The sequence below is a fragment of the Streptomyces iakyrus genome (genome assembly GCF_000717055.1).
GTDB classification, from domain to species: Bacteria; Actinomycetota; Actinomycetes; order Streptomycetales; family Streptomycetaceae; genus Streptomyces; species Streptomyces iakyrus.
In genome coordinates this window covers 1-18,819 of the sequence record NZ_JNXI01000047.1, presented here as the reverse complement: position 1 = coordinate 18,819, position 18,819 = coordinate 1, and the positions used below count along the sequence as shown (strand labels likewise).

The window sequence follows — 18,819 nt, the reverse complement described above, 5'->3', positions numbered from 1 at the left end:
GGTGCAGACTTCGCAATCCACACCGAACCCAGAGGCCCTCGCCTCGTTCAAGGACCACTCAAGGCGTGTCGCCTGTCACCAACGTCCCGGGACAGCACAACTAGGGCGTGGCTCGTCCTTCGGTGCTGCGCCAGGAGAGCGTTGACGAAGGTTTCGAAGGCGACCGGGTCGATCTGGCACTCGTCGTTCACCATCGGCCCGATGCCTGATCGAAACCCCAACTCCGACTCGAAGACCGCCACCTGACGCCGGAACAACCGTGAAGCTCCATGGGACGGGTTCCACAACGTCTCCTCGCCCACGTCGAAGTACTGACTCATGGCGACACCTCCAGTTGATCACGACAGGCCGTGCTTCTACGTGTCCAGCAACGCCGCAAGGCGGGCAGCCGTCCGCTCGCCCGCCCGCTGCCGGATCAAGCCCTCTTTGGCAGCGGCACGAAGCCTGACCTGCGAGTCCGACGCCCCTGCCGTCGTCACCAGTGCGGTGACCACGACAGGGTTCATACCGCCGAAGCCACCACCGGCTACGACACGGATCATCGCTTGCCCAGCACGGGGTTCGGACCCGAGGCAGACCCTTCGCCCTGCTCGTCCGAGCACACGGGCAACGCGCTCCACGGTGTCCTCGAACGGCAGGGCGACGACCAACTCGATCTCGTGCACGTTCTTCCTCATGAGCCTGGCCACGCAGCGCGTCAAGCCACCCCATCCCCCGGCGATGGCAGCCAGAGCAGCAAGCTCACCGGCCAGAAGCTCATCCTCACCCTCGTCCACACGCCCCCCGTTCTCGGTCAGCCCCCGCGACGGGAACGTTTTTGCCACTCCCGAAAGAGTGAACGCACCCCGTTCCCCGCATGCGCCCGTCTCCGCTGGACCTAGCTTGCGCACATGGTCACATCAACCCATGAGACCTCACACCGGATCTTCCAGGACCATCCGGAGGTTCTCACTCCCGCCTTCAAGGCATTGGGGCTGCCGCCGCCCGCGAAAGCGATCATCGAGGCGCTCACCCCCGACGCCACGGAGGTCAAACCGCTGGAGCGCCGCGTCGACACGGTGCTGAAGGTCGAACCGTCCGAGGGGGACGGCTTCCTGATCGCGATCGAGGCCCAGACCGCTCGAGCCCCTGACAAGGGCTCCAGCTGGTCCTACTACGTGGCGTATCTGCACGCGAAGTTCCGCTTGCCGGTCCTGCTCGTCGCGGTCTGCCGGAACCGGCCGACCGCGTCCTGGGCAGCCGGCCCGTTCGAGAGCCGCGTCGGAACCTGGACGACTCAGGTCACCCGTCCTTTCGTGCTGGGACCGGACAACGTCCCCGAGATCACCGACGAGTCCGTAGTGGCCCGGGAACCGGCGATGGCCACCTTCTCGGCCATCGTGCATAGCGAGAGCGAAAACGCGCCCGCCATACTGGGCATGGTGGCCCGCGGCATGCGGTCGTTCGACAAGGCAACAGCGAAGTACTGGTGTGAATGGCTTGAGGTCGGGCTGGAGAACACTCCGGTCCGGGAGACATGGAGAGAGCTGGAGAAGATGGTCGGCACTTACTTCCCAGGCAGGGGAACCCTTTTCGAGGAGACATACCTCGACGGCAAAGCCGCAGGTAAAGCGGAAGACCGCGTGGCTTTGATTCTGCGCGTGCTGGAGAAGCGTGGGATCGACTTCCCCCGGGACCTCCGCGATCGCATCACCTCCTGCACCGACCTCGACACCCTCACCCTCTGGTTCGACCGCTCCCTGACCGCCACCACCGCCGAGGACCTGTTCGTCGAAGAGTGACCGGCACCAGCCGAAGGCCAGCGCCCGCCCCAACAGAGGAGCGGGCCCAGGTCGGGTCGGTTCAGGTCAGCGCGCCTCCCCCGCGACCGGCTCCCCCGTCACCGTCACCGCCCCGCCGGACCCGGCCCGCTCACCCCGGTTGGTGTGCCGCACGAACGCCACGCCCAGCACGGCCAGGACCGACGCCGCCGAGAGCGTGTACAGGCCCCCGTTCGTGCTGCCCGTCGTGTCCTTCAGGTAGCCGAAGAGCGTGGGGGAGACGAACCCGCCCAGGTTTCCCAGGGAGTTGACCAGGGCCAGACCAGGGGCCGCGATCTTCAGGTCGAGGCCCGACTGGGCCATCGGCCAGAACAGGGTGGCCGCGCACTTGCCGCCGACCGCGGCCAGGGTCAGGGCGGCCAGGCCGAACCAGGGGGAGCCGAGCGTGGCCAGGAACGTGCCGGTGGCGGACAGGACCAGGGCGATCGCCAGGTAGGGGCGGCGGTCCGGGGCCCGGTCCGTGAAGTGGCTCACCGTGTACATCGCGATCACCGCGCAGATCCAGGGGATCGCCGACAACAGGCCGATCTGGAACGGCGACAGTCCGCCGATCTCCTCCACCAGGCTCGGCAGCCAGAACGTGATCGCGTAGCCGGTGAGTGCCATCGCGAAGAAGACCGCGGTCAGGACCGCCACCTGGGGGTGGAAGATCAGCTTCATGCGGGACACCGACGGCGCCCGGTCCCGCGCCTGCTTGTCCCGCGCCACCGCCTCGCTCAGCGCGTCCTTCTCCTCCGGCGTGAGCCACTTCGCGTCCTGGATACGCGAGACGAGGAAGAACCCGGCGATGAACCCGACCAGGATCGAGAAGGCACCCTCCAGGGCGAACATCCAGCGCCAGCCGGCGATGCCCCCCGCGCCGTGCAGCTCCAGCAGCGCGCCCGTGATCGGGCCCGTCACTATGTACGCCGTCGCCGAGCCGCCCAGGAAGATCGCACTCGCCCGGCCCCGGCTGGAGTCCGGCAGCCACTGGGTGAAGTACAGCAGCACACCGGGGAAGAAGCCGGCCTCCGCGACACCGAGCAGGAACCGCAGCCCGTAGAACATCCACACGTTGTGGATGAAGCACATCGCCACGATCACCGCACCCCAGGTGATCATGATGCGGGTCAGCCAGACCCGGGCGCCGAACCGCTCCAGCCACATGTTGCTCGGGACTTCGAACAGCGCGTAGCCGATGAAGAACAGGCCGGCGCCGAGCCCGTAGGCCGTGGCGCTGACTCCGACGTCGGCCCGCAGTTCGTCCTGGACGAAGCCCACGTTCGTCCGGTCCATCTGGTTGACCAGCAGCATCAGGACCAGGATCGGCAGCATGCGGCGCAGGAACTTGCTCACCGCACGCTGCTCGGCCTCCGATGTAGCGGCTTCGGCTTCTGACATCGTTGTCTCCCTTGAAGTGCACATACGTGAACAGCGATCACGTACGCGTTCTCGAAGGGACCTTATGGAGGCTCAAGTTCCGGGTCAACGGGTTGAGCAGAAGTCCATGCATGTGAACAGGAGGCGGACGGTCGGGACCTTCCCGCACACGTCCGCCTCACAAGTCCGCGTCAGCCCGCGCCCGTGCCGTCCTGCGTCGCCTCGGGATCGACGCCCATGGTGAGCGTCGCGACCACGCCCTTAGCGATGGCGCCCTTCTTGTACTTCAGCTTCAGCAACCCGCCCTCGGTGCCGTTGCCCGGGTAGATGGTGTCCTCGTCGAGGGTGGTGCGGGCCGTGGTGTTGGTGGAGTACGGCTCGACCTCGGCCGTGGCCAGCACGGACGCCTCGTCGAAGAAGAGCTGCCCGGTGTGGCAGGTGGTACCGCCCTCGTAGCCCGCGTCGGTCCAGGTTCCGTTCACATGCACCTTGGTGTGAATGTGCACGCAGCGGCCCTGGTACCAGCCGGGGAAGACCGTACGGAAGGCGACCTCGCCCTTCTTGTCCGTACGCCATGTGCCGCGCAGGTACCGCTCGTCGTCGGTGGGCTCCTCATGCCCTCCGCCGCCTGCCGGAGGAGAGCCGGTCGGCGCACCCGTGGGGAAACCGGTCGGCGCCCCCGTGGGGAAACCGGTCGGCGCCCCTGAGGGCGGCGTACCACCCCCGCCACCACCGCCACCACCGCTGCCCATCGCCTCGTAACCGGAATAGACGCCCAGCGCGTTGCAGTGCCAGATGTCGACGGCTGCGTCGGCGAGAGGCTTGCAGGTGTCGGCGTCGATCACCTTCAGGCGCAGCGTGAGCGGGATGCCGTCCTGGTCCTCCGTGACGTCCCGGCGGAGCTTGTCCGCGTCGATGTAGTAGGGGCCTTCGGTCGTCTCGGAGGTCAGCCTGTAACAGGTCTCGCCGGACGTCCCGGACGCCTGGGCCCCGGCGGCCGGCGTCTCCTCCCCGGCGAACGCGCCCGCCGCGAACGTACCGCCGACCCCCGCCGCCAGCACCGCGCCGGTGCCCGCGGCGAGGACCTTACGGCGTGTCAGATCCCGTTTGTGCTTCGGCCCTTGGGCCTTCTCGTGTCCCGTCATGGGAAGGGAAGCTAGGGAGCGCGGCTGTCAGGAGCCTGAGTGAGAGCTGAGCAAGAGCCCTGGACCCGAAAGTGGCCCGGAACCGGCGACGGTTCCGGGCCACTCTCGACAGATCGCCTACTTGGGCTGCGGCTTGCGCACCGACAGGTGCAGTTCCTTCAGCCGCGCCTCCTCCAGCTCCGTCGGCGCGCCCATCATCAGGTCCTGGGCGTTGCCGTTGAGCGGGAAGGCGATGGTCTCGCGGATGTTGGGCTCGTCGGCGAGCAGCATGACGATGCGGTCGACGCCCGGGGCGATGCCGCCGTGCGGCGGGGCGCCGAAGCGGAACGCGCGCAGCATGCCGGCGAACTTCTCCTCGACGGTCTCGCGGTCGTACCCGGCGATCTCGAACGCCTTGAGCATGATCTCCGGCTCGTGGTTCCGGATCGCGCCGGAGGACAGCTCGACGCCGTTGCAGACGATGTCGTACTGCCAGCCGAGGATGTCCAGCGGGTCCTGCGTCTCCAGGGCCTCAAGACCGCCCTGCGGCATGGAGAACGGGTTGTGCGAGAAGTCGATCGCGCCGGTCTCCTCGTCCTTCTCGTACATCGGGAAGTCGACGATCCAGCAGAACCGGAAGACGCCCTCCTCGAAGTGCCCGGCACGCTTGGCGGCCTCGACCCGCACCGCGCCCATGATCTTCGAGACCTCGTCGAACTCGCCCGCGCCGAAGAAGACCGCGTGGCCGGCCGCGAGCGACAGGCGCTTGGTCAGCTCGGCGACGTTCTCCTCGGTGAGGAACTTCGCGATCGGGCCGGACAGCGAGCCGTCCTCGCCGACGCGCACCCAGGCCAGGCCCTTGGCGCCCTGCGAGACGGCGTAGTCGCCGAGCTGGTCGAAGAACTTGCGGGGCTGGCCCGAGACGTCCGGCACCGGCAGGGCGCGGACGTGCTTGCCCGCGAACGCCTTGAACTCCGAGCCCTCGAAGATGTCGGTGATGTCGACGAGTTCGAGCTGGGCGCGCAGGTCGGGCTTGTCGGAGCCGTACTTCAGCATCGCCTCGCGGAACGGGATCCGCGGGAACGGCGAGGTGACGTGGCGGCCGCCGCCGAACTCCTCGAACAGCTCGGTCATGAGCTTCTCGACGGGCTGGAAGACGTCCTCCTGCTCGACGAAGCTCATCTCGATGTCGAGCTGGTAGAACTCGCCCGGCGAGCGGTCGGCGCGCGCGTCCTCGTCGCGGAAGCAGGGCGCGATCTGGAAGTAGCGGTCGAAGCCGGAGATCATCAGCAGCTGCTTGAACTGCTGGGGCGCCTGGGGCAGAGCGTAGAACTTGCCCGGGTTCAGGCGGGAGGGGACGACGAAGTCGCGGGCGCCCTCGGGGGAGGTCGCGGACAGAATCGGCGTCGCCATCTCGTTGAAGCCGAGGGCGACCATCTTCGAGCGGATCGAGGCGATCACCGACGACCGCAGCATGATGTTCTTGTGCATGCGCTCGCGGCGCAGGTCGAGGAAGCGGTACTCCAGGCGCCGCTCCTCGTTGACCCCGTCCTCGGTGTTGATCGTGAACGGCAGCGGGGCGGCCGCGCCGAGCAGCTCGACCTCGCCGACCTCGACCTCGATCTCACCGGTCGGCAGCTCGGGGTTGATGTTCTCGGCGCCGCGGGAGACGACCTTGCCGTCGACGCGGACGGTCGATTCCTTGGACAGCTTGTCGAGGGCCTCGTAGGCGGGGGTGCCGGGACGGGCCACGAGCTGCGTGATGCCGTAGTGGTCGCGCAGATCGATGAAGAGGATGCCGCCCAGGTCGCGCCGATTGTGCAGCCAGCCACTCAGCCGGACGTCGCTGCCGACGTCAGAGGAGCGGAGCTCGCCGCAGGTGTGGGACCTGTACCGATGCATCGTCGTTCATCCAGTCTTCGCTGATCGGGGTCTGTGTTTCACGTGAAACGCCTCCCCAGCGTACCGGGCACGCGAAGATCGGCTCTCCTCAGTTATCGATCGAGTACGCGGCAGCCGTCGATCGAGCTACGCTCGCGCCGTCGTTCGGGCACGTGTCCGCTATCGGTGGCAGCGTTCGAGCGCGTCTTCTTAAAGTAGGGCAATGCGCACTGGCGAGCCTCTGCCCGCCGTGGGGGAGGCTCTCGCCGCCCTCGCGACCGGCCTGTGGCACTGGGACACCGCCACCGGACTGGTCACGGTCGATGCCGAGGCAGCCCGGTTGCTCGGGCTGCCCGCCGAGCAGGTCAGCCTCACGGAGGCCCAGGCCCGGGCCCGGCTGCACCCGGTCGACTGGAACGAGATCACCGGCGTGATCCAGCTGGCCGTCGCCGAGGGCACTCTCGCCGAGGTCCGGATCCGGATCATGGACGAACAGGGCCGGGTCGTCCGGGTCGTCCGCAGCCGCTCCAAGCCGTCCTTCGACCGGGCCCGCAAGGCGTACCGGCTGATCGGCACCCTCCAGGAGGTCACCGAGCCGACGCCGGGCACCCCGGCCGGGCGCAGCGCGGTCACCGGGGACTGGCGGCGCTCGCGGGAGGCGTTCCTGCTGGACGCGGGCCGGGCACTGGCCGAGGCGCGCTCCACCCAGGAGGTCCTGCGGGTCACGGCGAACCTGTCGATGCCCGGCTTCTCGCCGGACGGTCTCGCGGTGTTCGGCGTCTCGGGCGACCGACTGACGATCATCGGCCACCACGGGCAGCAGCGGGGTACCGAGAGCCCCTTCTCGGACATGCCGCTGGACACGGACTACCCGGCCGCCGAGGTGGTGCGGACCGGCCGGGCCGTGTACCTGTCCTCCGCCGAGCACTACAAGGCCCGCTACCCGCTGACCTGGCCGCTCGCCGAGCGCTTCGGCCGCCGCTCCTGGGCGTTCCTGCCGCTGACCGTGGCCGGGCGGACGATGGGGGCGTGGATGGCGGCGTTCACCTACCCGGTCGCGTTCACCCCGGACGAGCGGTCCGTGCTGGCGACGGTGGCCCGGATGCTGGCGCAGGCCCTGACCCGGGCGGGTCTGGCCGAGAGCGAGCGGGCCCTGACCGACGGGCTCCAGCGCACGATGCTGCCGCGGCTCGGTCCGCAGCGCATCCCGGGCATGAGCGTCGCCGCCCGTTACGTCCCCACCGGCGGCGGGCTCCAGGTCGGCGGCGACTGGTACGACGTGATCCCGCTGCCCAGCGGGCGGTTCGCGCTGGTCATCGGTGACGTCCAGGGCCATGACGTACGGGCGGCGGGTCTGATGGGCCAGCTCCGCATCGCCCTGCGCGCCTACGCCTCCGAGGGCCACCGCCCCGACGCCGTCCTCGCCCGTGCCTCCCGCTTCCTGCACGGCATCAGCGACGAGGACCCGGCCGACCCGCGCTTCGCGACCTGCGTCTACGTCGAGGTCGACCCGGCGACGGGGGTGCTGGACATCGCCCGTGCCGGGCATCCGGACCCGGCCATCCGGCTGGCCGACGGCACGGTGCTGACGCGGCCGACGTCGGGCGGTCTGCCCCTGGGCATCGACCCGGACGCCGACTACCCCACGACCCGGCTCACGCTGGAACCCGGCGAGACCATGCTGATCTGCACGGACGGCCTGCTGGAGACCGGCGGTCACGACCTGGACAGCGGCTGGCGGCGGCTGCGGGTGATCCTGGAGGACCACAAGGGCGACCTGGAGGAACTCGCCGACACCCTGGTGCAGGCCGTGCACGGGCCGTCCTCGCACCACACCACCGGCCCCCTGGCGGACCGCCGCGAGGACGACATCGCGATGCTGCTGCTGAGCCGGGAGGGCGGGGGCTGCGGCTGCGGCGACGCGATGACCGTACGGCCGCCGGCGCGGCGCTCGGTGCTGACCGTCGCGCAGGCCGAGCCCGAGCGGGTCGCGGTCGCCCGGCAGCAGCTGCGCGAGCTGCTGCACGACTGGGCCTCGCCCGACCAGGTCGACTCGGCGGTACTGCTGCTCTCCGAGATGCTGACGAACGTCCTCGTGCACACCGACTCCGACGCGCTGCTGGTCGCCGAGATGACGGGCGAGGTGGGCGGACGGCGGCTGCGGATCGAGGTCACGGACGGCGGCGACGACCTGCCGCACAAGCGCAGACCCGGGGAGCTGGCGTCCTCCGGCCGCGGCCTGGTGCTGATCGAACTGCTCGCGCACGCCTGGGGGGTGGAGCCGCGCGGCGAGGGCAAGAGCATCTGGTTCGAGCTCTACGAGTCCGTGAACGGCTCGGGCGGCCGGTCCTGGTCGCCGTAACGGCCACGACTCCGGCAACGGCAAGGCCAGGGCCCACCGCCGTCACGCCTCCGCCGACGGCTCCCGGTCGCCGTACCGGACGCGCAGCTCCTCCACGACCCCGAAGGCCGCCGCGGTCAGCGGCACGGCGAGCAGCATGCCGAGGACGCCGGCGACGGACGCCCCGGCCGTGATCGTCACCATCACCACCGCCGGATGCATCTGCACGGTCCGGCTCTGGACCATCGGCTGGAGCACGTGCCCTTCCAGCACCTGCACCGCGAGGACCACGCCGAGCGCCCACAGCGCGATGACGAACCCCCGGTCGGCCAGCGCGACCAGCACGGCCAGGGCGCCCGAGATGAAGGCGCCGAGGTAGGGGATGTACGCACCGACGAAGACCAGCGCGCCCAGTCCGGCCGCGCCGGGCACGTCGAGGACGAGCAGGCCCACGGTGATGAGCAGCGCGTCGATGAGGGCGATGAGGGTCGTGCCGCGCATGAACCCCTCGACGGCCCGCAGCGCCCGCCGCGCCATGGCCTCCAGGGTGTCGGCCGAACCGCGGGGCGACAGGGAGCGCAGCGTCCCGGCGGCCTTGTCGGAGTCGCGCAGGAAGAAGAAGACGAGCAGCAGCGCGAGGACGGCCATGGCGATGGACTCGCCGACCACGCTGACGCCGCTGATCACGCCGGAGGCTGCCGTGCCGCCGAACTTGCCCAGCAGTTCCCGGGCGTTGGACGCGAGGTCGTCCAGCGAGGTGCCGGCCGCCCCGAAGTGCTCGGAGACGCCCCGGGCGGCCTCCTTGAGCGAGGCCACGATCTCGTCGCCGGTGTCGATGAGCGCGGCGACCACGATGTACACGGCCCCGCCGACCACGGCGACGACGGCGACACAGGTGAGCCCGGCCGAGACCGACCGGTGCACCCCGGCCTTCACGAGCCGCCGGTGCAGCGGCCCGAGCAGCGCGGTTCCGAGCAGCGCGAGCAGCACCGGCACGACAGCGGTCCGGAACTCGTCGCACAGCCGGATCCCGACGTAGACGACCCCGGAGACGAGCAGCAGAACGCCGCACCACGCGGCGAGGCGCTGGACGGCTGCGGGAAGCAGGGGGGTGGAGACGGCCACGAGTCCAGCCGACCACCGCCGGCTGTTGCTGTCGTGCGCGGGCGGCCACTTGGATGACGCCTCATCACCTCATGTGCTACGAAGTGCGGGTCATGGTCATGGGGGGAGCCGACGAGGAAGAGAGCCGCGCGGTCGAGGGCAGAATCGCCGACGCGCTGTCCCAGCTTGCCCGGACCCGCCGGGTGGCCGGCAAGTCAGTCCCCCCACCCGCCTACATACGCCGCCATGCGGTGGAGCACGCCGCCGCGGCGGGTGACCTGGATCCACGGCTGATCACACCGGACTTCCTGCCGTACATCGACGCCGAACGGCTGCGATCGCTCAACCCGACCCCCACGCACGCGGAGACGTCCGGGCTGCTGCGGCTGTGGCGGCAAGCGGCCCACGGCTGGGAATGGGATGCGCCGGAGGCGAATGCGAGCGCCTTGGCGTTCTGGGCGGCCTGCGCCGGTGAACCACTACCGCGAACCGAGCTGGCCGAGCACTGGAACCCGCGGTGGGCGCAGTGGCCCTTGGGCAATGGAGAGATCCTCACCCGTCTTCCAGCGTCCGTGAACGCCGTCGCCACGGCGGCCCTGTCCGACGGCCGTCTTGCCGTGGTGGTCAGCGGCCACGACGGAACAGTGAGCGTCTGGGACCTCGACACCGGTAACCCGATCGGCGAACCCGTGATGACCGGCCTCAGCTACGCGGGCCCGGCGGCGGCAGCGGTACTGCCCGACGGACGCGCCATGGTGGTCGCCGGTGTGTCGGGCGGGCTGCGGATGTGGGACCCGGCGGGGGGAGGGCCGTCCGGAGAACCGGTCGGCGGCACCGTCAGAGCGCTTGTCACCACGGTCCTGCCGGACCGACGGGTCGTGGCGATCACCGGAGACGTCCTGGGCCGGGCGAACTTCTGGGACATCACAGCAGGGAGGTTCGAGGCACGGCCGTTCCGGTCGATGGACGCACATGACCGTTCGGTTTCGGCCCTCTGTGTCGCGGAGTTGCCGGACGGCCGGGCGGGACTGCTGACCACGGGCGGCATCGGGGGTGACAACACGATTCGTGTCTGGGACCTCGTCACCGGCGAGCCCGCCGCGGCGCCGCTCCGGCACAGCAGCCCGGTGACGGCGATGACCGCGGCCCGGCTCCCCACGGGCACGACCGTCGTGGTGGCCGGTGCGGGTGGGCGGGACAGACGCGTGTGGGACCTGACCACAGGCGACTGCACCCGTACGGCTGTCTGGGCACAGGCCTTGACGACGGCCACGCTGCCCGACGGACGATCAGTGGTCGTCGAGGCGGTTCGGGACTACTCCCTGCGCGTTTGGGACCCGTCCGACGCGAGCCCGGTCGGGCCGCCGCTGAACGGTCACACGGACATCGTTCAGTCGGTGACGACGGCGACGAGGCCCGACGGCCGCCCGATCGTCGTCTCGGGCGGCGACGACGGCACCGTCCGCTGCTGGGACCTGGAGACGAGGCCGCACAGCGGCCCGGCAAGTGTGTCCGGCCCGTACCCCCTGTCTTCCGTTGTGTCGGCCCGGCTTCCCGACGGCAGGGACGTGATCGTCGCCGGCGGACGTGACATGCGTACCGCCTCTGTGACGGACCTGGCGTCCGGAGCCCCGGTCGGCGAGCCCCTGCTGCACCTCGACCGCGTGCTCGCGCTGGCGACGGCCGAACTCGCCGACGGCCGTACCTTCGTCCTCGCCGGAGGGCGGGACAACGAGAGAACGGTGATCGTGTGGGACCTCGCGGCGGCCGGGGCGGAGGGCAGGGTGCTGAGCCACGGCGCCAGCAGCGTGCTGGCCACCGCGGGCCTGCCAGACGGACGCGCTGTCGCGATCACCGGTCATTTCGTGCACGGCAAGCACGGTGCACCCGGCATGCTCCGAGTGCGCGATCTGCTGACGGGCGCGACCGTGGGCGAACCGCTCACCTCACCGGACGAGTCGGTGGACGCCACCGCCACAGGGACGCTCCCCGACGGCCGCACGGTGCTGATCGCCGCCACGAGCAAGTTCGAGAGCCGGGCACCCGCCCTGCGCGTCTGGGACTTGTCCTCACGACGACTTCTCGGATCGCTCCATGGGTGCGCCGGCGGGGCCAGGGCCATCGCCACCGCCTCCCTTCCACACGGTCCCACCGTCGCGATCACCGGCGAGGCGAACGGCACCCTTCGCCTGTGGGACCTGGCCGAACGGCGGCTCCTCGGCACGTGCCACGCTCACCGGCACCCGGTCGAGGCGATCGCCACCGCCTCCCTTTCGGACGGCCGCGGCGTCGCCGTGACGGGTGGCGGGGCCACCGTGCGCTTGTGGGATCTGTCGTCGTTCCAGCCCATCGGGCCACCGCTGCGGCTTCCCGGACGCGTGTGCGCGGTGGCGACCGCCCGGCTGGACGGGCGGGCGGTGGCCGCTGTGGCCGGAGACGGACTGGCCGTGGTTCATCTCGAACGAGCCGCGGGAGACGGGCGACGGGGAGAGGGCAGCAGGGTATGAGCGTGACCTTGGCAGGTATCCACGGTGTCGGGCAGCAACAGCTCGGCCGGCATCAGCTCCAGGCTCAGTGGGGTCCCGCCCTGCTGGACGGTCTGGAGCGCGCGAGGGGGCACCTCCTCGAGAGCGAGCCGGATCTTCGGCTCGCCTACTACGGCGACGTGTTCGCCTCGTTCACGCCGGTGTCCGGCCGGAAAGGCGCTGCCGCGCTCGATCCAGACCTCGCCGAAGAGGAGCTGGCGGTCCTCATTCCGGCTGTTCTGGAGGCGGTGAGCGAAGCGGAGCTCGAAGCCGCCGAGAGGGCACCGGTGAAGGCGTACACGCGGGCCCCCCGGCCGCTGCAGATCGCTCTGCGCGCACTGGACCGGCGTTACGGTCAGCACGCGGGCGGCCTCTACGTCGGCAACCTGCGGCAGGTGCGGCGCTACCTCCAGGATGCGGAGCTGAAGGCGGCGGTGGATGCCCGGGTGCGGGAGATCATGGGCCGCGGCGAGGTCCGCGCCCTGATCGGGCACTCGCTCGGTTCGGTCGTCGGCTTCGAGTACCTGCGGCAGAACCCGGAAACCGAGCTGGGCGCCTTCCTCACGCTCGGCTCACCCCTCGGGCTGCGCATGGTGCGCCATTTGATGCCCGACCCGCACCACCAGCCCCGGAACGCGGCCGTGTGGGCGAACCTGCGCGATCCCCGCGACCCCGTTACTTGTGCCGGAGACCTCTCGGCGTTCTGGCCGGGCGTCCGTGACCTCCCTCCGGTGGACAACGGAGGAGACGCGCACTCGGCGGCCCGTTACCTGAGCAAGCGGGAAGCGGGACAGGTACTCATCGAGTCCCTGGAGACCGTCGGCCCATGACGGACGCCGTGGACACGGCCATCCTGCGAAGGCACTTCGTCGCGATCGCCACGTCTTCGTACGACGATCCGGGTTACCCGCCACTGGACGTCGGGCCAGAGGTGCGGACGCTGCGGAACTGGCTCTGCTCGGCGGTGCCGGAAGCCCGGCGCTTCACCGAGACGTACCCGCAACTGGCCGACGACCCGTCCGAGGACGCCATCCGGGCGGCGCTGCGCAACCCTCCGCCCGCGGACCGTTGGCGAGCCGGTGACGCGGCCGTCGTCTTCGTCACCGGGCACGGCGTCACCTCCGACGGCGCCCACTGGACCGTACTGCGCTCCACGGAATCGGGACGCCTGCGCTCCACCGCGCTGCGCACCGCGGACCTGATCGCGTGGCTCTCCGAGACCGACATCGAGCATCTCTTCCTCGTCCTCGACCTGTGCTACGCCGGTCAGACCGCCGCCGAGACGGTGGCTTTCGACCGGCAGTTCCCCGGGACATGGCTGGTGTTGCCCAGCGCGACCAAGGAGCAAGAGGCGGTCACCGGCGCGCTGACCACGGCCATCGCCGAGTTCCTCGAGGAACTCGCCTCACCGCTCGGCGCCAAGTACGGCCTGCAGCCCCATCTGGACGTGACCGTTTTCCTCGACGCGGTCCAGGCAAAGCTGGGCGCCGACCAGCAGTTGATGCCCCTGCCGGGGAGCCGGCGTTCGGGCCCGCATCCCTGCCTGCCGAATCCCCATTACCGGCAGAGCCCCACGGCATCCGTCACCGCACAGCGCAGCGACCTGGCGCTGCCCGAGCACGATCTGCGTACCCACTGGGGGCCACGGTCGCGTGGCGTCGCGGGGCCGGAGGAGCCGGGCTGGCTGTTCACGGGGCGTGAGGAGTTGATGCGCGAGCTGATCCACGCGACGGCCACCGGCGAGATGGGCACCGTACTCGTCACCGGACGCGCGGGCAGCGGAAAGTCTGCTGTGCTGGCGAGACTCGTCACCTTGAGTGACCCGGCCTTCCGGGAGCGGTACCCCGCCGAGGTGGATCGCATCCCCGCAGACCTCGTGCCGCCCTCCGGGGCCGTCGATGCGGCCGTGCTGGCCACGGGGAAGACCAGCCACGAGGTGATCGACCAGGTCTGCCGGGCCCTGGGGGTACCCGAACCGGAAGGCAGCAGCACCGGTCTGATGCCACTGGATGCCTGGATCAGCTCCTGGCAGTCGTGGTTGTCCGCACACGACCGGCCGGTGACGATCGTCGTGGACGCACTCGACGAGGCCGCCAACCCGCCCGATCTGCTCACCGGTGTACTGGCCCGGCTCGATCCATACCAGTCACACCAGCGCGTACGGCTCGTGATAGGGGTCCGTTCGCCAGGTGGCCCCCACGACGCCCGCACTCCGCCCGGACTGCTGCCCTTGGCGGACCGGACCGAGCGTCTGCTGAGTGCCCGGCGGCGCATCCGCGTCGACGAGGCACCGTGGTGGCGGGAGGAGGACGTGGCCGGCTACGCCGAGCACTTGCTGAGGACGCCCGGCTCTCCCTACACGGGCACGCCCTCGACCGCGGGCGAGGTTGCCCGCGTGTTGGCCGCAGAGGCCGGACCGTCCTTCCTGACCGCGCGGATCTCCGCGACGTCGCTGGCCGGGCGCGACACCGTCACCGCGGCGGACAACCCCTCCTGGCTTCGGTCCGTCAAGGACGGGGTGGTGGGGGTATTCCGGGACGACCTGCACAACACCTTCCCGGACTCACCGGACGATCGCTTGCGCGCAGTTCACCTGCTGCGCGCGACGGCCTTCGCGTATGGTCGCGGGCTACCGTGGCTCGGGATCTGGCCGGCGGTGGCCGATGCGGTGGCCGACGATCCGGCCCGTAGGTACGGCGACGCGGACATCGCCTGGCTCCTCGGCTCGCGCCTCGGGGGCTATCTGGTCACCGACGAGGAAGACGGCGTCACGGTCTACCGGCTGTTCCACGACGCGCTGCGCACGGCTCTGCGGGAGCAGTGGCGGGATCTCCTGGCGGGACCCGACGAGCACGTCGTACAGCGGAGCGATGGCCCGTAGCATCTCGGCCGAGCCCAGAGGACGCAACAGGCTCTGAGCCGCGACGCGAGGTCGCGGCTCAGAGCCCCACAGCAATCGGCGGTCCCAGCGCCGACCCACCCGGGATCAGGCCCCCGGGCCCGCCCCTGTCATTCCGTGCACCGCCGGCACCGTGCCCAGGCGGCCCTTCTGGAAGTCCTCGAAGGCCTGCATCAGCTCGTCCTTGGTGTTCATGACGAACGGGCCGTAGTGGGCCATGGGCTCCCGGATCGGCTGTCCGCCGAGCAGGACGACCTCCAGGTCGGGGGTGTTGGCATCCTGCTTCTCGTCCGCGCGGACGGTCAGCGAGGAGCCCGCGCCGAAGACGGCCGTCTGGCCCATGTGGACCGGGCGGCGGTCGGGACCGACGCTGCCGCGGCCGGCCAGCACGTAGGCCAGCCCGTTGAAGTCCTCGCGCCACGGCAGCGTGAGCTCCGCACCCGGCGCGACGGTCGCGTGGACCATCGTGATCGGGGTGTGTGTGATGCCGGGGCCCGCGTGCCCGTCCAGCTCACCGGCGATGACCCGCAGCAGCGCGCCGCCGTCGGGGGTGGTGAGCAGCTGGACCGAGCCGCCGCGGATGTCCTGGTAGCGCGGGGCCATCATCTTGTCCTTGGCCGGGAGGTTCACCCACAGCTGGAGGCCGTGGAAGAGCCCGCCGGAGACGACGAGGTGCTCGGGTGGGGCCTCGATGTGCAGCAGGCCCGAGCCCGCGGTCATCCACTGGGTGTCCCCGTTGGTGATGGTGCCGCCACCGCCGTTGGAGTCCTGGTGGTCGAAGATGCCGTCGATGATGTAGGTGACGGTCTCGAAGCCGCGGTGCGGGTGCCACGGCGTGCCCTTGGGCTCGCCCGGCGCGTACTCCACCTCGCCCATCTGGTCCATCATGATGAACGGGTCGAGATGACGGTAGTTGATCCCCGCGAACGCCCGGCGCACCGGGAAGCCCTCACCCTCGAAACCGCTCGGAGCGGTCGTGACGGCGAGCACAGGACGTGCCACGGCGTCGGCAGGCGCGGTCACTCGGGGCAGCGTCAACGGGTTCTCGACGGTCACTGCAGGCATGTCGGTTCCTCCTCGTGTACGCCCAGTTTAGTTGAGCGTTGAACTTCTTGCCACCCCGAACAGAGAAAACCGGGAGGACATTCCCGCCCCGGGGGACGGCGCAGCGAACCACGGGAGACCGGCATGACAAAAGGCCGTCACCCCACTGCGGGATGACGGCCCTCATGCTTCCACCTCAGGCGACGAGCTCGCGCTCCTCGCTCCCGGCCCCCTCGGGTTCACGCTTGCGGTCCCGCATCACCAGCGTGGCCACGACCGCCGCCGCCAGGACACCGACCGCGCTGATCGTGAAGGTCGTCGCCATCGAGTCGGCGAAGGCATCCCGGGCCGCCCGCACCAGCCCCGCGTCACCGCCGGCCACGGCCAGGGCCCCGCCGATGGACTCCCGGGCCTGCTCGGGGGCGCCGGCCGGCATCTCGTCCGCGTAGCCGGAGGTGAGCAGGGAGCCGAGGATCGCGATGCCGAGGGCGGTGCCGGACTGCTGGATGGTGTCGTTGAGGGCCGAGCCGACGCCCGCCTTGTCCTCCGGGATGGTGCCCATCAGCGCGGCCACCGCGGCCGGCATGGCCAGACCCGCTCCCAGACCCAGGATCCCCAGCGCCACCGCCGGGACCGTGAACCCGCTGTCGACGCCGAGCGTGGTCAGCAGCCCGAAGGAGACGGCCATCAGCAGCATCCCGCCGAGGATGACGAACCGGTTGCCGATCCGCACGGCGAGCTGCGCCCCGGCCGCGTTGCCGGCCAGCGCGGCCACGGCCAGCGGCAGGAAGGCGAGGCCCGCCTCGACCGCGGACCAGCCGAGGACGAACTGGAGGTACTGGGTGAGCACCAGTAGCAGGCCGGCGTTGCCGATCTGGACGAGCGCCAGGGACAGTGAGCCGCCGCTGAAGTTGCGGTGCTTGAAGAGGACCAGCGGCACCATCGGCGAGGGGGTCACGTTCTGCCAGGTCACGAAGCCGGCCAGGGCGACGGCCGCGACGGCCAGGACGACCAGGGAGCGGCCTTCAAAGGCGCCGTGCTGCGGAATTTCGATGATCCACCACACCAGGGCCGTCATGCCGACCGCGGACAGCACCGCGCCCAGCGGGTCCGGCTTCTGCCACGGCGCCTTCGATTCCGGCATCAGCAGGACACCGGCCAGCAGCGCGAGCCCGACGATCGGGACGTTGATCAGGAAGATGGCCTGCCAGGCGAAGTGGTCGATCAGAACCCCGCCGAGGACGGGGCTGCCGACCAGCCCCAGCATTGACACCGAGCCCCACGCGGCCATCGCCTTGGGCCGCTCGTCCTCGTCGAAGACGGTGATCAGGATCGACAGCGTCGAGGGCATGATCAGCGCCCCGCCGACGCCCATCGTGATCCGCAGCGCAATCAGCTCGCCCGGGGTGGAGCAGAACACCGCCCCCAATGAGGCCGCCCCGAACAGCAGCAGCCCGATCAGCATCACCCTGCGGCGCCCGAAGCGGTCACCCAGGCTCCCCGACGTCAGCAGCAGACCGGCGAAGACCAGGGTGTAGGAGTCGAGGATCCACTGCATGTCCTGGGCGCTCGCGCCGAGGTCCTCGGTCAGCGCGGGCACCGCGACCGTCAGCGCCATGTTGTCGACGACCAGGACCAGCGTGCTGAGGCACAGCACGATCAGGATCCACCAGCGCCGTGGATTGCGAGCGTCCATTTCCTCTTCCCCTCCTGCGACCATTCTGCGAACACCGTTCCTCGATGCGAACACTGTACGCACAGAGGAACGCTGTACGCAAGGCTTGAGGTCTGTACGCTGACTGCGCACGCTGTTCGCACGCAGAGGGTCATTCAGGAGGAGCGCCCATGAGCAGGAGCAGGACGACGGACAAGAGCCCGATCCCGTCCGTCTGGACCCGTGAGCAGCGCCGGACCGACCAGCCCGCGCTCAGCAGGGACGCGATCGTGCGCGAGGCGATCGCCATGCTCGACGCCGAGGGCATCGAGGCGCTCAGCATGCGCAAGCTCGGTGCCCGGCTGAACGCCGGCGCGACCTCGCTGTACCGGCACGTCGCCACGAAGGACGAGCTGATGGAGCTGGCCGTGGACGAGGTCGCCGCCGAGATCCACGTCCCGCCGGCCGGCGGCCCCGACTGGCGCGCGGCGGTGACCGAGGCGGCCGGGTCCTTCCGCACGACGGCACTGCGGCACCCCTGGCTGACCCTGGTCCTCGGCCAGGCCGGGCTCGCCTACCTGGGGCCGAACTACATGAGCTTCTCGGAGCGGCTGGCGGCCCTCTTCACGGCCGCGGGATTCCCCGAGCCGAGCCGGGCGATCGACGCCGTCTTCTCGTACGTCATCGGCATGAGCACGACCGAGGCCGCGTGGCTCACCACGGTCGCCCGCTCGGGCGAGACGGAGTCCGAATTCGTCGCGCGCCTGCTGCCCGCCGCCCAGCAGGCCTCGGCCGGCTACGACCACCTGGCGGCCGCGGGGCCCGAGACGAGCGCGCAGGCCGCCGACCCCGCACAACTGCGCGACGACAAGTTCGCCTACGGCCTGGAGGTCGTGCTGGACGGACTGGCGCTGCGCCTGCCGAAGTGACTACGGCCCGGTCTCAGCCGCCGTCTGCGCAGCCATGGCGCCTAGGACTTGTCCGGCCGATCATGCGCGGAGCCAGATGACGAGGGCTGCGGCAGTCGCGGTGCCGAGGAAAACGTAGCCGCGCTTGTCATAGCGGGTG

The 18,819-nt window shown here is 70.3% G+C and carries 14 protein-coding genes; 6 read left to right on the top strand and 8 right to left on the bottom strand.

Annotated elements, in window-relative coordinates; genetic code table 11:
• Positions 1 to 47 precede the first annotated feature (47 nt).
• Positions 48 to 320 (bottom strand): DUF6086 family protein, encoded by a 273-nt coding sequence (locus OO68_RS40770; RefSeq protein WP_329503579.1) that lies wholly within the window; start codon positions 318 to 320, stop codon positions 48 to 50.
• A 36-nt stretch (positions 321 to 356) separates the two neighbouring features.
• Positions 357 to 776 carry a hypothetical protein gene (locus OO68_RS40765; RefSeq protein WP_209442682.1) on the bottom strand — a complete coding sequence of 140 codons (420 nt, stop codon included), beginning with the start codon at positions 774 to 776 and terminating at the stop codon, positions 357 to 359.
• A gap of 114 nt (positions 777 to 890) precedes the next feature.
• Between OO68_RS40765 and OO68_RS40760 the strand changes: the two genes are divergently transcribed.
• The gene (locus OO68_RS40760; RefSeq protein ID WP_033314549.1) at positions 891 to 1,781 is read left to right on the top strand and encodes a hypothetical protein; all 891 of its coding nucleotides are present in this window, start codon (positions 891 to 893) and stop codon (positions 1,779 to 1,781) included.
• A 66-nt stretch (positions 1,782 to 1,847) separates the two neighbouring features.
• Here OO68_RS40760 and OO68_RS40755 read toward each other — a convergent pair whose 3' ends face one another.
• The 3 genes from OO68_RS40755 to aspS all read right to left on the bottom strand — a co-directional run bounded on the left by OO68_RS40755 (position 1,848) and on the right by aspS (position 6,205).
• Positions 1,848 to 3,200, bottom strand: coding sequence for an MFS transporter (locus OO68_RS40755; protein WP_033314548.1), 1,353 nt, complete (start codon positions 3,198 to 3,200; stop codon positions 1,848 to 1,850).
• Between the two features lie 170 nt (positions 3,201 to 3,370).
• A complete protein-coding gene (locus OO68_RS40750; protein ID WP_033314547.1) occupies positions 3,371 to 4,324 on the bottom strand; it encodes a dioxygenase family protein in 954 nt (317 codons plus the stop codon).
• Positions 4,325 to 4,441: 117 nt separating this feature from the next.
• Positions 4,442 to 6,205: an aspartate--tRNA ligase gene (aspS, locus tag OO68_RS40745; RefSeq protein ID WP_033314546.1), complete on the bottom strand. Its 1,764-nt coding sequence runs from the start codon at positions 6,203 to 6,205 to the stop codon at positions 4,442 to 4,444.
• 202 nt (positions 6,206 to 6,407) lie between these two features.
• Between aspS and OO68_RS40740 the strand changes: the two genes are divergently transcribed.
• Positions 6,408 to 8,546: an ATP-binding SpoIIE family protein phosphatase gene (locus OO68_RS40740; protein ID WP_033314545.1), complete on the top strand. Its 2,139-nt coding sequence runs from the start codon at positions 6,408 to 6,410 to the stop codon at positions 8,544 to 8,546.
• A 42-nt stretch (positions 8,547 to 8,588) separates the two neighbouring features.
• On the opposite strand, the gene OO68_RS40735 is transcribed toward OO68_RS40740, so the two are convergent.
• The gene (locus OO68_RS40735; RefSeq protein WP_051815015.1) at positions 8,589 to 9,650 is read right to left on the bottom strand and encodes an AI-2E family transporter; all 1,062 of its coding nucleotides are present in this window, start codon (positions 9,648 to 9,650) and stop codon (positions 8,589 to 8,591) included.
• A 71-nt stretch (positions 9,651 to 9,721) separates the two neighbouring features.
• Between OO68_RS40735 and OO68_RS40730 the strand changes: the two genes are divergently transcribed.
• The 3 genes from OO68_RS40730 to OO68_RS40720 are packed head-to-tail and all read left to right on the top strand — an operon-like array spanning position 9,722 to position 15,035.
• Positions 9,722 to 12,136 (top strand): WD40 repeat domain-containing protein, encoded by a 2,415-nt coding sequence (locus OO68_RS40730; RefSeq protein WP_033314544.1) that lies wholly within the window; start codon positions 9,722 to 9,724, stop codon positions 12,134 to 12,136.
• Between the two features lie 2 nt (positions 12,137 to 12,138).
• Positions 12,139 to 12,984, top strand: coding sequence for a hypothetical protein (locus tag OO68_RS40725; protein WP_157852826.1), 846 nt, complete (start codon positions 12,139 to 12,141; stop codon positions 12,982 to 12,984).
• Positions 12,981 to 15,035 (top strand): ATP-binding protein, encoded by a 2,055-nt coding sequence (locus tag OO68_RS40720; protein ID WP_033314542.1) that lies wholly within the window; start codon positions 12,981 to 12,983, stop codon positions 15,033 to 15,035. Before OO68_RS40725 ends, OO68_RS40720 begins: the two co-directional genes overlap by 4 nt.
• Before the next feature lie 105 nt (positions 15,036 to 15,140).
• Here the strand turns inward: OO68_RS40720 and OO68_RS40715 are convergent, their stop codons facing one another.
• Both OO68_RS40715 and OO68_RS40710 read right to left on the bottom strand, forming a co-directional pair.
• On the bottom strand, positions 15,141 to 16,118 hold the full coding sequence (locus OO68_RS40715) for a pirin family protein (protein ID WP_033314541.1): 978 nt from the start codon (positions 16,116 to 16,118) through the stop codon (positions 15,141 to 15,143).
• Between the two features lie 175 nt (positions 16,119 to 16,293).
• Positions 16,294 to 17,793: an MFS transporter gene (locus tag OO68_RS40710; RefSeq protein WP_033314540.1), complete on the bottom strand. Its 1,500-nt coding sequence runs from the start codon at positions 17,791 to 17,793 to the stop codon at positions 16,294 to 16,296.
• 149 nt (positions 17,794 to 17,942) lie between these two features.
• Here OO68_RS40710 and OO68_RS40705 point away from each other — a divergent pair, with 149 nt between their 5' ends.
• Complete coding sequence (locus OO68_RS40705; RefSeq protein ID WP_033314539.1) at positions 17,943 to 18,680, top strand: TetR/AcrR family transcriptional regulator C-terminal domain-containing protein; 738 nt, start codon at positions 17,943 to 17,945, stop codon at positions 18,678 to 18,680.
• Positions 18,681 to 18,819: the final 139 nt, after the last annotated feature.

Bases quoted from the DNA above. Each gene is read 5' to 3' on its own strand.
- OO68_RS40770 (WP_329503579.1), bottom strand. From the start codon at position 320: ATGAGTCAGTACTTCGACGTGGGCGAGGAGACGTTGTGGAACCCGTCC.
- OO68_RS40760 (WP_033314549.1), top strand. From the start codon at position 891: ATGGTCACATCAACCCATGAGACCTCACACCGGATCTTCCAGGACCAT.
- OO68_RS40755 (WP_033314548.1), bottom strand. From the start codon at position 3,200: ATGTCAGAAGCCGAAGCCGCTACATCGGAGGCCGAGCAGCGTGCGGTG.
- OO68_RS40750 (WP_033314547.1), bottom strand. From the start codon at position 4,324: ATGACGGGACACGAGAAGGCCCAAGGGCCGAAGCACAAACGGGATCTG.
- aspS (WP_033314546.1), bottom strand. From the start codon at position 6,205: ATGCATCGGTACAGGTCCCACACCTGCGGCGAGCTCCGCTCCTCTGAC.
- OO68_RS40740 (WP_033314545.1), top strand. From the start codon at position 6,408: ATGCGCACTGGCGAGCCTCTGCCCGCCGTGGGGGAGGCTCTCGCCGCC.
- OO68_RS40730 (WP_033314544.1), top strand. From the start codon at position 9,722: ATGTGCTACGAAGTGCGGGTCATGGTCATGGGGGGAGCCGACGAGGAA.
- OO68_RS40720 (WP_033314542.1), top strand. From the start codon at position 12,981: ATGACGGACGCCGTGGACACGGCCATCCTGCGAAGGCACTTCGTCGCG.
- OO68_RS40715 (WP_033314541.1), bottom strand. From the start codon at position 16,118: ATGCCTGCAGTGACCGTCGAGAACCCGTTGACGCTGCCCCGAGTGACC.
- OO68_RS40710 (WP_033314540.1), bottom strand. From the start codon at position 17,793: ATGGACGCTCGCAATCCACGGCGCTGGTGGATCCTGATCGTGCTGTGC.
- OO68_RS40705 (WP_033314539.1), top strand. From the start codon at position 17,943: ATGAGCAGGAGCAGGACGACGGACAAGAGCCCGATCCCGTCCGTCTGG.